Origin of the sequence: Microcystis sp. LE19-41.2A (genome assembly GCF_027530405.1) — a bacterium.
GTDB lineage: Bacteria > Cyanobacteriota > Cyanobacteriia > Cyanobacteriales > Microcystaceae > Microcystis > Microcystis aeruginosa.
Map to the genome: position 1 here is coordinate 1 of NZ_JAPZQJ010000236.1, position 14098 is coordinate 14098.

The window sequence follows — 14098 nt, forward strand, 5'->3', positions numbered from 1 at the left end:
AGAATAACCCATTATGAAATTCAGTAAAATCGCTGTAACTATGATAACATCGTTGTTAAATAAAAATCTTTCTCAATTAATTCTTAAGAATTTATAAATATTGCGGAATGTTAATTTAAATATTCTCAAGTTTTTGCAGTCAATAAATAATTTTTGCTTATCTTTGTTAGAAAATAGAACTCCTGCAAAAATCCAACATCTACCATTGGGTTAGGAGTCTCCGAGTCAGGAGTCAGGAGATTATTTTTATTTATTCTCCCCACTTCCCACTTCCCCACACCCTACACCCCACACCCCACACCCCACACCCCACACCCTACACCCCACACCCCACTCCCCACTTCCCCACTTCCCTATCTACCCCACTTCCCCACTTCCCCACTTCCCCACTTCCCCACTTCCCCACACCCCACACCCCACTCCCCACACCCCACTCCCCACACCCCACTCCCCACTTATGAGAGATGATCAAAAGATGAAAGAATCGTGGCGAGAACGTCTGAATATCTCTCGAATAGCGATTAATGCCCCGAGGTTAACCATTGCTTTCTGGTTAGCGGTGGCCATGGCGGGAATTTTTGCTTTTAGTTCCCTAAAATACGCTCTTTTCCCCGATATCAGCTTTCCAGTCGTAATAATTAACGCCCAAGCGGATTTAGCTACTGCTATCACCACGGAACAGCAATTAACTAAACCCCTAGAAAATCCCCTTTTCTCTCTCCCCGGTTGTCGGGATGTGTCCTCGACTACTGCCCCCGGACAGTCAGTAATCAGCGTTTTCTTTAAAATTGGCACAAATTTAGACAAAGCCACCGCAGCAGTTAAACAGGCTATCTCGCAAATCCCTTTACCCTCTCAAGCTACTACAGAAGTTATCCCCGTTGATTTAAATGAGTCGGCAACAGTCACCTATTCGCTGGTGAGTGAGCAAAAAACCCTAGAAGAATTAAGCCAAATCGCCCAAGATAATTTAATTCCGCCCTTAAAAGCTCTCGAAGGTACGGCTAAAGTTAATTTACTCGGTCAAGGTACAGTTAGGGAAGATAATCCCCATAAAAGCTTAACCCGACCATTGCCCACGCTGGTGCGCTTTAATGGCCAAGAGGCGATCGCTGTGCAGGTAATCAAACAAGGTGCTGCCAATAGTCTCGATCTGGCCGCTCAAGCAGAAAAACTGGTTAAAGACATAGCACAAAAACTGCCCGATGTCAAGATAATTTTAGCTGAAACCCAAGCGGAATATATTCGCGCTGCCCTACAAGGCACGATCGATGATTTACTCTTGGCAGTTTTGCTGTCGGTGCTGGTGATCTGGATATTTTTAGGCAGTTTCGCCGCTACAATCATTTCTGCTCTGGTTATCCCCCTATCTCTTTTGGGGACTTCCATTATCATGGCCATCTATGGGTTTAATCTGGAAACCCTGACGCTACTGGCTCTCGCTTTGGTGATCGGCATTGTCGTGGATGATGCGATCGTTGATGTGGAGAATATTTCCCGTTTAATCGATGCGGGGGAAACCCCGAAAAATGCGGCACTCAAGGGGACAAGGGAGATCGGATTAGCTGTCACTGCTTCCACTTTAACCATTGTTGCCGTGTTCATACCCGTGGCTTTTATGGGGGGTGCGGTGGGACAGTTTTTCCAACCCTTCGGTTTAACTGTCTCGGCTGCGGTGATTTTTTCCCTGTTGGTCGCCCGAACTTTATCGCCAGTTTTGGCAGTATATTGGCTGAAACCGCAGTCACGGGCAAAAATGACGAAACAAAAGCGACCGATTGAAAACGCCTATCGACGGCTCTTAAACTGGTCATTGCGTCATCGTTTGCTGGTCATTGCTATCGCCCTAATTACCTTTTTTGCAGGTATTGCCCTGATTCCTTTTATTTCTAGGGGATTTATTCCCCGACTCGATCGCGGCGAGTTTAATCTGGTTTATACTTCTCCTTTGCCGAAAATAACACAAATTAGTCCTAATAAACCGACGGCTAAGAGTTCTAGCGATAGTTTCGCTTGGATTTCCCAGTTAGCGAGTTCTCCCGAAAGTTTTCTCCTGCGTCGCACTATCCGCGATGGCAGCAAATTAGAAGCGCCGATTTTACGGGATGGGGAAGTGGAATCGACTTTTCTGATCGCCGGTTTACGGGGTGAGCCGAATCGTGGCAAAATTCACGTTAAACTGAAGAGCGATCGTAAATCTCACACCAGTGCCGTGCAGCAACGGATTCGGCAAATTTTACCGACAATTAGAGGGGTGAATGTCAGTGTCGAGGACATTCCTTTTGTGCAGACGGAAGCGGAAAAGCCGATCCAAATTGCGATTAAAAGCGATAATTTGCAGCTATTGCGCGATAGTGCCGAGAAATTGCGGGTTGAGGCTGCTAAAATCGCTGGTTTAAAGGATATTTCCCTATCATCTAGATTAAATGAGCGGGGGGATTTTTTGGCGATCGAGCGTTTAAATGGTCAACAGGCGATTTTTCTCAGTGCTAATCTTAGTCCCGATTTAGGATTAGAAGATGCGGCGATTAAAATTGAAGGGATTCCTTTACCGGAAGGGATAACTTTACAGCGTTGGGGTACTTCTTCTCAAAGTAGCGATGTTTTGGGCAGTTTTGGTCGCACTTTAATCCTAGCGACAATTTTAATGTTAGGAGTTTTATTGTTATTATTCAGAAGACTGCTAGAAACTATCGTCATCGCTTTATGTTTACCGTTAGCGATTGTGGGGGCAATGTTGGGGTTATTGGTAACGGGTAGTGAGTTTAGTATGATTTCTCTGATCGGGTTTATCTTCCTCTTGGGACTACTCGATAAAAATGCTGTGTTATTGCTGGATTATACTAACCAATTGCGTCAACAGGGTTGGAGTCGGGAGGAAGCGGTTTTAGAAACGGGAATGATTAGGTTAAGACCGATTTTAATGACCACTTGTTCGACAATTTTAGGCATGATTCCGATCGCTTTGGGATTGGGTACTGGTGCGGAATTGCGGCAACCCATGGCGATGGTAATTGTGGGAGGTTTAGTCACTTCTTCCCTGTTGAGTTTAATTGTTGTGCCTGTGTTATATCTAAGTTTAGAGGATGTTTGGAACCAGATTAAAGCCGGTCAAAAGTAGCTAGTTTTACCGTTTTGGCTTCTGATTACTATAGAGTCGTTTAAATTCTTTTTGTTGTTGATTATGATCGACAATTGGCTCAGGATAACCACAACGATGTCTTTCTAAACGGGGGATTTTCCCGGTTACTAGATATTCCGTATCTACGGAAGCTAATTCCGGCAACCATTGACGAATATATTCCCCTTGCGGATCGAATTTTTGTGTCTGACTAGCGGGATTAAAAATTCTTAAAGGTTTCGGATCCATGCCACTAGAGGCACTCCACTGCCAACCACCATTATTAGCGGCTAAATCGCCATCAAAAAGTTTCTGCATGAAGTATTTTTCGCCTTTTTGCCAGTTAATAATTAAATCTTTGGTTAAAAAACTCGCCACGATCATGCGACAACGATTGTGCATCCATCCCGTTTCATTTAATTGTCGCATCGCCGCGTCAACGATCGGATAGCCGGTTTTTCCCTGGCACCAAGCTTGAAAATGTTCTTCGTTATCCTGCCAAGGAAAATGACGAAATTCTTTTCTATAAGCACCGACCGCCAATTCTGGGAAAAAATAGAGACAATGCTGGTAAAATTCCCGCCAAGCTAACTCTTGCTGCCAAGTGATAATACTATCTTTTGCTTCCTCGGCGCGGCAATTTTCTAATAACTCTAGGGTTGCCGTCCAAATTGTGCGAATGCCAATCGCCCCAAATTTTAAAGCGGCACTCAAGCGCGAGGTCCCATCGAAAGCGGGGAAGTTACGATCTTCTTGATAATTGTTAATAACCCCTTGACAAAATTCTTCTAATCTGCTATGGGCAGCCTTTTCTCCGGGGGTGAGGGGTAAGGGGTTTTGCCAAGTAAAACCTAAATTTTCTAGGGTTGGTAAGTTAATAGTTTCTGTGAGTTTCTCCCCCTCATTTTCGTCTAATCCTTGCAGGTTTTCTAGGGTTTTGGGGCTGGCTTTGGCTAATTGGCTCCAATTTTTCCAAAAAGGAGTATATACGGTGTAGGGACTTTTTGAGAGGGTGAGGACTTGCCCTGGAGCGTGGAGAAGTTGATCCCAGAAGGTTTCTACCTCAATTCCTTTTGTTTGTAAAGCGGCGATTACCTGTTGATCCCGTTGACGCGCGTAGGGTTCGATATCGAGGTTAAAAAAAACTGCTTTTGCCGATAAATTGCCGGCTAAATTGACGAGTGTTTGACTGGGGTTGCCGCAAATAATCAGTAATTGACTACCTTTTTGGCGATAATTTTTTTCTAATTCCTCTAGACAACCGAGGAGATAGGCAACTCTAGCAGGGGCGATATCATCCCTCTCTAAAATAGCGGGATCGAGGCAGAAAACCCCGATAATTTTCGGACTACGCTCCCTAGCTTTACTCAGTCCAATATTATCCGAGAGACGTAAATCGCGACGATGCCAGAAAAGGATTAGATTTGACATAAAGTAAGGTGATGAGAAGATTATCAGGGGCGAGATTATTGGGGTACAGTTAAGAGCAAATTCAAGTCAAAAATACTCTTTCTATAATTCTAGGACAGTGGATCAAGAATAATTATCTAATTTTACAATCTAGCTGTGATTGGCAGTTAATTTATTAACAAAATCTTGATGTTCTGGTGTCTCTAACCCTCGCTGTAAAATCAATAAAACTTTTCCTAAGTCGCCCATTAATAAAGCATTTTTATCTAGCCATAAACCGGGGAAGATTTGGGAGCGCATTATGCCCTCACTATCGGGTTCTAGTTTAATATATTCTCCTGCCTGTAGTCGAAACCAATCAATTTCTTGTTCATAAAACCGCCAGACTAGATATTCTTGGACTTGATTGCGACGGTAAACATTTAATTTTTGATGAACATCGTAGGAAGCACTGGAAGCGGCAATTTCGACAATTAATTCCGGCGCACCTTCTACATAATCATCTTGACTAATTGTTGATTGTCCTCCCTTGTCAATTCTTAATAGGGCATCCGGTTGGGGTTCGTTATCAATATCTAATCTCACGGTGGCATTATCACCTAATCTAACACCTGGAGTCGCCGCTTTATAGAGAGCTAACCATCCGATAATATTAGCATGAGGCTCGGCGTGACTTTCAAATCTGAGGGGAGATGCCATATAAACAATTCCTTCAATTAATTCCGCTTTTTTGAGATGGGGCATCCCTTGATAACGTCGTTCAAATTCCCATCGAGTTAATTTATCGCCGTTTTCTAGGGGAGGAATTGTTAAAGAAGCAGCTATTACTGGGGTAGTTGTCATAAGTTTTCTCTTTTCACCCGTCTTCTAGGTAAGTGTTTCTAATTAAATAGAAGATAGATTTTGCCCTTGATCCCCCCTGCCCCCCTTATTAAGGGGGGTGCCGATAGGCGGGGGGATCCCCCCTGCCCCCCTTATTAAGGGGGGTGCCGATAGGCGGGGGGATCCCCCCTTCCCCCCTTGATAAGGGGGGTGTCTGACAATTTTTAACACCTACCTACTTAGTTAATCTTTGCCCGCTATCGGATCAGGCTTTTTTACTGATCTTCCATTATTATAACACCCATCGGTAGGGTGTGTTAAAGCATCTCAACACACCCACAAAAATTAATTGTAAGTCAGCAAATAATCGATAAGTTTAGCCAACCTTACTTGCCCAATTCCTGTCACTCCTCGCTGTATATCTTCTACAGAATCAAAGGGCTTTTCTGAACGTTTTTTCAGAAAATCATTAACAGATGCAGGTGGAATTCCCGCTTTTTTAAGTTGATTAGCATCACAGCTATTCAAAAGCTCTAAAATCGATTTAGAAGGAGGAGAAGGAGGAGGAGAAGCAGAAGGAGGAGGAGAAATAATAATTTTTTCTTCCAGTCTTTTGATTTCTTTTTGGTACTCCTCTCGGATTGCTTGTAACTGGGTTTCTAATCGTTTTTCAAGATTATTCACCCTCAATTCTAGAGGATTATCTGTTTTTTCGGGCGTGGTAATTAACCCAGGAGAAGGAGATAATAACTTCATTTGCTGTAAAGCGATATTCTCCGCTTCTTTATCAACCACAAAAGCGTTAATAGTTTCTAGGCTGCGTTCTTTTTCTTTAGCAATTAAACAGGCATAATACTCTAAATTTCCCTCAATAATCTGGAAGCGTTCAAAGCCAATTTTTTTGAGAATGACAGGACGCATTAAGCCCTTCATTGCTACAATAAGATTAGCTAAGTTGTGTAAATCTGTTTCTGGAAAATAAGAACGCTCTTTAGTAGCTACCACGTCCTGTAAATCAATTAGTAAAAAATCCCACATTTATTTAACTCCTATTTTAGCTAAAACTTCGATTGCTAAGGCTTCAAATTCTGCTGCTGATACTCCCGCATCGCCTTGATTTTCGGCATAATCCATTATAGATTGGGGAGCAGGAATTTCTAAATCTCCCACAGTAACGTATTGATTTATACAGCGAGATAAAGGCATTCTTTCCGAGATAGTCGATTCCATCAAAGGTAAACCATATTTGTCTGGAATCACTTGTTTTTGTCTGGGAAAATTAAATCTTAAGTATTGAGCATGGGTGGAAATTTTGGAAGGTAAAACGCCTAAAATTTTTAGGGGTTCTTTACCTAAATTTTCACGACTTTCGTTAATTGCTTCCTTGATAAAACTTTTTACACTATTTAAACCTTGATTAGAAAATGGTTTAAGATCTGATGGAATAATCAGATAGTCGGAAGCAATTAAACCAGCTTGAGCATAAAAATCTAAGGATGGCGGTGTGTCAATAATAACAAAGTCATAATCATCTCTAACTTTATCTAATTTTTTAGATAATCTTGTGTTAGAGGTTCCGTATCTGGTTAGGGTAGTTTGTTTTTCAATTAAGCTAATATGAGCGGGAATTACATCAATTTCTGGATGATTAAATCCCTGAGATTTTCTGACAACAGTTGGCACAAAAGTTATCTCTCCATCATTGAGCAAATGAAAGACATTTTTATCTTTTAAATCATCGTCATCATCGAATTGAAACTTAATTAAACCAACGGCAAAGGTACTATTAGCTTGAGCATCAATATCAATTAATAAAACTCGCTTGCCTTTTTTACTCAAGGCTGCCGCTAGATTGGTAGCGACGGTGGTTTTACCAACACCACCTTTATGATGATAAATTGCGATGGTTTTCATGGGATTTTTGTTGTTGATTGTTGGAGAATTAAGCGGTGGAATACCCAGGGATAAAGTTTCGTAGCCAATCAGAGATTTTAACTGTTCTAAGTGAGAGGCAATTTCTAACCCAGAACATCTAAAAACTAAATAAATTTTATCGGGTTTTCTTCGATAAAGTTGAATCTCATCACCATTGGTTAATAATCCCCACTGCACTTTAAAGTAGTCGAGATAATAACCTAAACGGTGACGATGATTGATGAGCTTTTCTCTGGGGTTTTTAGCCTCGACAATTAGACAGTGAGAGGGTAAAAACTGCTTTTTGTTGATAGGTTTTTGAGCGGAAACAAGGAAATCTAAGCGTACTTTACCGAAGCTAACTTGTTGATACCAATGTTCGGCATTGTAGCCTAGTTTGGGGAGTAAATACTGGACAATTAATTTACTCTCCACTTCCCTTTCGTTATGACAATGGTGAGGGTTGAAAGTCACACATTTGAGGAAATAAGTAGTTGGACAAAAGTAAAGTTAACTGTGGGGTAAGGAGTCAGGAGTCAGGAGTCAGGAGTCAGGAGCCGGTCGTCAGTAAGAATTGCGGCAATTTACATTTCTTAAGATAGACAACAGAATTTATGTCCGACTACTTACCAGTTTAATCCTAATTTTTTGGCTACTTCCTCGGCTGAAACCCCCTTTTCTCCTATTTCAGTCCGTCTTAGAGAGTCAAGAACTTGTTGCTTAACTTCAGGTTTCACTTCTTTGTCTTGGTCAGGATCGAGTAAGATAGATTGGATAGTTTCGGCAACAGTTTCTTGAATGAGGAGCTTGAGTTCCTCAACGGTTAGCTCTTTAACTTGCATATTTTTAACTAGGAGAGAAGAATAAACTACTCCTATTGTGGCACTAAATTGGCTATTTGGATCTTCTCGACCTTGTGTGATCATCAATGCTTTGTCTCGTGCCAAGGTAGAACCTCTGGAAATGCGTTGCCAGGGAGACCCTAGCAACGAGGTGATAGTTGTTTAATAAGCGAAAGGAAAAAACAAACCCCCTCAAGATTGATTGAAGGGGCATTTATGGTATTTTTAGAGGCAATTTAGCCTACTTTTGTGGTTTCTTTTTCAGTGGATTGAGAGGACTTTAGTTTGCGCTTGATGGTTGAAGCTGCACCGAGAGTGCCGAGGGCGAGGAGGCTGAGGGTTGAGGTGGGTTCGGGGACTGGCTTCAAGATTGATGGTTCTCCAGCTACTGAAAAACCAGAGATACTTGATGTAACACCTGTGAGGGCATTGGATAGAACAGATGCACCTGTGGTCAGATCGACGGCATACAGCATATTATCATTGCCAAAAGCAGTGTTAGGGCAGCCGATATAGGTAGTGCCGCTGGCAGGGTCTCTTCCTAAAGCAGCAATTACCCCGCAATTAGTACCAGTTGCACCGATAGTCGTGAACAGCCCACTGGCTATATTTACCGTCCCCAACACATCTGGAGATCCGTCCATAAGTGCTAATCCATAAAGCGTACCATCAAAAAATTGTAGGCCAGAAACGTCGCGTCCCGCAGCACCAAAGCTTCCTACTAAGGTAGCTGCCGCAGTTCCCTTATTGACGATATATAGATTGTCACCACTACCATCAGCAACATACATATCACCGCTAACAGGATCAATAGTCATGTCACCTTCCTGCAAGTTGAACCCAAGCAGTCCTACCAGAGTAGAATATCCAGTCGTAGGATTAAGTGTCCAAAGACGGCTGTTCGGTTCTTCACTGATGGCGTAAATAGTACTATCGACATCTACAACTAGGCCAATCATACGAATCTGTCCGGTCGGGCCGATTAAAGTAGCTGTCCCGGTGTTAGTGTCAATTGAATACAAGTTGCTATTAAAATTCGACCAATCTGTACCGAGAAGAGATGCCTTAGCATCTTTTGCTGAAACTAGCAACAGCAGTGGGGTTAGCGCACTGTAAGCTAGTAGCCGTTTGATTGCTTTCATACTCGAAATTCCCCCAATAGACGTGGATCGTGAGAACAGTGGGTTGAGTCAAGCGACAGCCTAACCCAACAGCAAAGGCGAATAGCAAAACAGTACACATCCCCCCCCCACAACTGTATCAAAAGCTACAATTTAATAAATCTTTACATTCCTCTCGCCAACTAGCGATCGAGATTTTGGGGTTTTTGGGGACTTCAAGAGCTTGGAATTGTACAATAAGGTTGTACAAGTCTTCCCTAAAAATCATGTTAAGCAAAGAAACCACTTACTCTCAAACACAGTATTTTATCAACTGTAGATATCTCGGCGATGTCCAACCTTGTGGATGGTAAGCCGCTTTGCTTCGGGTGCAAAAGAATAGATAATTCTATAGTCACCGACTCGAAGCTTGAAAAGACCACTCAAATTAGCACTTAAAGCTTGAGGACTAACATTTTCAAAATTATCCGACAACCAGCGAACTTTCCGCAAAATTCGCTCTTGAATGATAGGAGCGAGTGCTTCTAAATCAGCGATTGCTTCGCGGCTAAATTCTACCAAGTAAGCCATTAAGTAGTTGGACAAAAGTAAAGTTAACTGTGGGGTAAGGAGTCAGGAGTCAGGAGTCGGTCGTCAGTAAGAATTGCGGCAATTTACATTTCTTAAGATAGACAACAGAATTTATGTCCGACTACTTACACAATCAATTCTAGAGCTTGCCAACGGCTAATAGAGTTAATTTTGGCCGCTAACTGGTCCCTGTGTCAATCGACTTTTTTTATTAGCGGCAAAACCGATTTAACCACGTTTAGGAGCCTTGGCATCATCTCCGGACGACCAGCTATTGTTCTGACGTTGCCCAAAACCAGAGACTTCCTACCCCACCATGAAGATAGGCTAAGACGCATTTTAACCGCCTATCCTTGAGATTGGCTAAATCTACCCAAATCCCTTTACTGTTGCCTGTTGCCTGTTGCCTCATCTCAACAAGCAATTTAAATTCGCGGGCAGCTTAACTGCTAGATTAGCTGACCAATGTTGTTTAGCTGTTAATTTTTGTAAAAAAAACATCGTCTGTATCCTATTGTACAGCTAGACTAAAAATATCTAGAAAAAGCAGTTAGATCGGCAAGAGGGAAAAGGTAAAAACCCTGACTGGGAGATGAGGGGTAAATACGCAAATAATCCTAAATTACCGCTCTAAGATTGGCTTTACCGACAGCAAGAGACCAGATTAATCAGGCAAATATCGTCAAATAAACTAATCAATATAGCTTCTTAGGTGTCTGGGAGTGAAAAAAGACAGAGAACGGAGTTTTTCTAGTTTCTATAACTGCACTAATCAGAGACCTGGAACTTAGCTCTAAACCGACAACTAAATTATCAGGAGAATTGGGGTTATGCCGACTCTACACACGCTGACCAATGATAGTATCTCTTGTCCCTTGCCCGATCGCGTGGAGAACGTCAATTTCCACTACGAATTAGAAAATCAATTTCATCCCACCTACGGCCTCGAAAACCTAGGCATGAAAAATCTCGGTCGCGTTTATCGCAATCTTTCCGTACCGCAATTAGTCGAACAGGCGATCGAACGTCATGAGGGCGTTTTAGCCGATAATGGGGCTTTAGTGGTGGAAACGGGTAAATATACCGGTCGTTCCCCCAAAGATAAATTCATTGTCAAAGAAGCCAATAGCGAAAAGGAAATCGACTGGAATCAGCATAATGCCCCGATTAGCGAGGAAAAATTCCAGCAGTTATACCGAAAAGTCCTCGCCTATGTACAGGGAAAAGACCTATATATCTTCGATGGTTACGTCGGGTCCGATCCTAATTGTCGCTTTGGCGTGCGCGTTGTCACCGAAATCGCCTATCATAACCTCTTTGCCCATCAGTTATTCCTCCGGCCCAGTGCGATCGAACTAGCTGCCCATGAAACTGATTTTACCGTGATTGCCCTGCCGGGGTTACAGGGAGATCCCGAGGATGACGACCTGAACAGCGAAGCCTTTATCGTCCTCAACCTGGCAAAAAAAATCGTTCTCATCGGTGGCACTCGCTACGCTGGCGAAATCAAAAAATCCGTCTTCTCGATGATGAACTACCTGATGACCAAACAAGGGGTTTTACCGATGCACGGTGCCGCTAACATGGATAAACACGGTCATACGGCCCTCTTTTTCGGTCTCTCCGGTACGGGTAAAACCACCCTTTCCGCCGATCCTAAACGCAGCCTCATCGGTGATGATGAACACGGTTGGTCAGAAGACGGCATTTTTAACTTTGAAGGCGGTTGTTATGCTAAAACCATCCGTTTAAGTGCCGAATACGAACCCCAAATCTGGGCGGCGATTCAATTTGGCACTATTCTCGAAAACGTGATCCTTTCCCCCGATAATCGCCTTCCCGACTACGATGATGGACGTTTGACCGAAAACACCCGCGCCGCCTATCCCCTGCGTTATATCCCTAATTGTGCCGTATCTGGCATGGGAACCCACCCGAAAACTATTATCTTCTTAACTGCCGATGCTTTTGGGGTACTGCCACCAATCGCCAAATTAACCACGAACCAGGCGATGTATCATTTCCTCTCCGGCTATACTAGCAAATTAGCGGGAACGGAACGGGGAATCACCGCCCCACAGGTGACTTTTTCCAGTTGTTTCGGTCAATGTTTCTTCCCCCTCTCACCCCTCGTCTATGCCAAAATGTTAGGGGAACGTTTAGAACAACACCCCGAAACCTCCGTTTATCTGATTAATACTGGTTGGTCCGGCGGTCCCTACGGAGTCGGCGATCGCATTTCGATCAAACACACCCGTGCTATGGTTTCCGCCGCTTTAAATGGCGATTTAGAGGAAGTAGTTTTCCATCCTCATCCCATCTTTCAAGTTCTCGTCCCCGAAATTGTCCCCGGAGTTCCCAAAAAAATCCTCGACCCGCGACAAGCATGGCAAGATGGCGAATCCTACGACCTACAGGCGCGAGAATTAGCCCATCGTTTCGTGGAAAATTTCCGTCAATTTACCACTGCCTCCCAAGAAATCATTGCAGCCGGTCCAATTTGGGAATAACAGCATCAAGGAATCGGTTTTAACGAAGGCAGTATTCAGGAGTCAGTATTCAGGAGTCAGTATTCAGGAGTCAGGAGTCAGTATTCAGGAGTCAGTATTCAGGAGTCAGGAGTCAGGAGTCAGTATTCAGGAGTCAGTATTCAGTATTCAGGAGTCAGTATTCAGCTTCTGAAGGCAAGAGGCAACAGGCAAGAGGCAAAAGACAGAATCTGACAATTCTCCTACCTAAAAAGAAGGTTAGAAACTAAGCACATCAAAGCTTTTAGCTTAACCAATTAGGTCTTAGATTCGGCCCTTGTTGTCAGATGTGAGTTTTCAGTTCACTGTTTACTGTTTACTGAAAAAAGGCTCCCCACTTCCCCACTTCCCCACTTCCCCCTCTCCGGTGCTTCCTACACCCTTCTATTGCCCATAGCTTGTCCGGCGAGATAACCAGTGGTCCAAGCGCTTTGAAAATTAAATCCCCCCGTGACTGCATCGATATCTAGTACCTCCCCGGCAAAATATAACCCCGGACAGATTTTACTTTCCATAGTTTTAAAATCCACTTCCTGAAGATTCACTCCCCCAGAGGTGACAAATTCCTCCTTAAACACCCCTTTTCCTTTGATTTGATATTCCCCTTGCTGTAATTCAATCATTAATCGATTGAGAGTATTTTTAGATAATTCGGCCCAGGGAGTTTCCGAGTTAACAGTCAAGTAACTTAATAAACTCTGCCAAAGACGCTTAGGTAACTGCTCAAAGGGACAATAATTAAAAAGTTTTCTTTTGGGATATTCACTTTTAGTTTGTAAGATAATTTCTCGCAATTTTTCAGGATGATAATCCCCCAACCAATTAATGATTAAAGGCATTCGGTAATGATGCTCGTGAAGTAACCGCGCCCCCCAAGCAGAAAGTTTTAAAATAGCCGGTCCACTGACTCCCCAATGGGTAATTAACAAGGGTCCGATTTGTTCTAATTTGCTTCCCCCAAGACGAACTCGCACTTTATCCACAGCAACCCCTAACAAATCTTTCAGACGAGGATCGGCAATTTGAAAGGTAAATAAAGAAGGGACAGGAGAGACTAGAGAATGACCTAAATCTTGAGCGGTGCGATAACCAAAAGGACTACTTCCCGTAGCAATTAAAAGCTTATCTGCCCTAATTTGCTCCTCTCTTTTTAATTCAATCAAAAAACTTTCTTCCTGTTTTTTTACCGATTTAACTGGGGAATTTAGCCTTAAATTAACCCCAGCAAAAGTCGCACTTTCCCGCAGACAATTAAGAATAGTTTCAGAATTATCGGTGCTGGGAAACATTCGCCCATCCGCTTCTGTTTTTAGTTTTACCCCCCGCAATTCAAACCATTTAATAGTATCTTGGGGTTGAAACCGACTAAAAGCTCCCCGTAGTGCTTTGCCACCGTGAGGATAATAATTAACCAATTGGGAAACATCAAAACAATGATGGGTGACATTACAGCGTCCCCCTCCCGAAATCCGCACTTTCGCAAGAGGTTCTTTTGCCGCTTCTAGGATAGTAACGCCAGCTTTTGGGTTAGATTCTGCCGCTTTAATTGCGCCAAAAAATCCCGCTGCCCCGCCACCAATTACGACTATTTGAGTCATATAAGTAAGTGGTTATAATTAAATTGAAGATAGATTTTGTCTTTGATCCCCCCTTAATCCCCCCTTGATAAGGGGGGTGCCGATCCCCCCTTAATCCCCCCTTGATAAGGGGGGTGCCGATCCCCCCTTAATCCCCCCTTGATAAGGGGGGTGCCGATCCCCCCTGCCCCCC

The 14098-nt window shown here is 43.2% G+C and carries 11 protein-coding genes; 2 read left to right on the forward strand and 9 right to left on the reverse strand.

The genetic code is table 11. The annotated features are described in order from the left end of the window. The first annotated feature begins 475 nt into the window (after positions 1-475). The gene (locus O9290_RS10485) at positions 476-3121 is read left to right on the forward strand and encodes an efflux RND transporter permease subunit (RefSeq protein ID WP_288057487.1); all 2646 of its coding nucleotides are present in this window, start codon (positions 476-478) and stop codon (positions 3119-3121) included. A 6-nt stretch (positions 3122-3127) separates the two neighbouring features. Here O9290_RS10485 and O9290_RS10490 read toward each other — a convergent pair whose 3' ends face one another. The 8 genes from O9290_RS10490 to O9290_RS10525 form a co-directional block, all read right to left on the reverse strand. Further along, positions 3128-4552: an FAD-binding domain-containing protein gene (locus O9290_RS10490; protein ID WP_288057485.1), complete on the reverse strand. Its 1425-nt coding sequence runs from the start codon at positions 4550-4552 to the stop codon at positions 3128-3130. A 129-nt stretch (positions 4553-4681) separates the two neighbouring features. Continuing rightward, positions 4682-5374: a Uma2 family endonuclease gene (locus O9290_RS10495; RefSeq protein WP_288057483.1), complete on the reverse strand. Its 693-nt coding sequence runs from the start codon at positions 5372-5374 to the stop codon at positions 4682-4684. 324 nt (positions 5375-5698) lie between these two features. Next, positions 5699-6391, reverse strand: coding sequence for a hypothetical protein (locus O9290_RS10500; protein ID WP_002758098.1), 693 nt, complete (start codon positions 6389-6391; stop codon positions 5699-5701). After that, positions 6392-7741 (reverse strand): AAA family ATPase, encoded by a 1350-nt coding sequence (locus O9290_RS10505; RefSeq protein ID WP_288057481.1) that lies wholly within the window; start codon positions 7739-7741, stop codon positions 6392-6394. It lies immediately after the preceding gene. A 152-nt stretch (positions 7742-7893) separates the two neighbouring features. Beyond that, on the reverse strand, positions 7894-8193 hold the full coding sequence (locus tag O9290_RS10510) for a hypothetical protein (RefSeq protein ID WP_288087033.1): 300 nt from the start codon (positions 8191-8193) through the stop codon (positions 7894-7896). 152 nt (positions 8194-8345) lie between these two features. Next, positions 8346-9251, reverse strand: a complete 906-nt coding sequence (locus tag O9290_RS10515) for a PEP-CTERM sorting domain-containing protein (RefSeq protein WP_288056452.1) — start codon at positions 9249-9251, stop codon at positions 8346-8348. A 288-nt stretch (positions 9252-9539) separates the two neighbouring features. Beyond that, positions 9540-9800: a type II toxin-antitoxin system RelE family toxin gene (locus O9290_RS10520; RefSeq protein ID WP_287732224.1), complete on the reverse strand. Its 261-nt coding sequence runs from the start codon at positions 9798-9800 to the stop codon at positions 9540-9542. A 271-nt stretch (positions 9801-10071) separates the two neighbouring features. Then, a complete protein-coding gene (locus tag O9290_RS10525) occupies positions 10072-10212 on the reverse strand; it encodes a hypothetical protein (RefSeq protein ID WP_002759867.1) in 141 nt (46 codons plus the stop codon). Between the two features lie 418 nt (positions 10213-10630). Here O9290_RS10525 and pckA point away from each other — a divergent pair, with 418 nt between their 5' ends. Beyond that, positions 10631-12310 (forward strand): phosphoenolpyruvate carboxykinase (ATP), encoded by a 1680-nt coding sequence (gene pckA, locus O9290_RS10530; RefSeq protein WP_288057243.1) that lies wholly within the window; start codon positions 10631-10633, stop codon positions 12308-12310. 392 nt (positions 12311-12702) lie between these two features. Here pckA and O9290_RS10535 read toward each other — a convergent pair whose 3' ends face one another. Continuing rightward, on the reverse strand, positions 12703-13926 hold the full coding sequence (locus tag O9290_RS10535) for a BaiN/RdsA family NAD(P)/FAD-dependent oxidoreductase (RefSeq protein WP_288057244.1): 1224 nt from the start codon (positions 13924-13926) through the stop codon (positions 12703-12705). Positions 13927-14098: the final 172 nt, after the last annotated feature.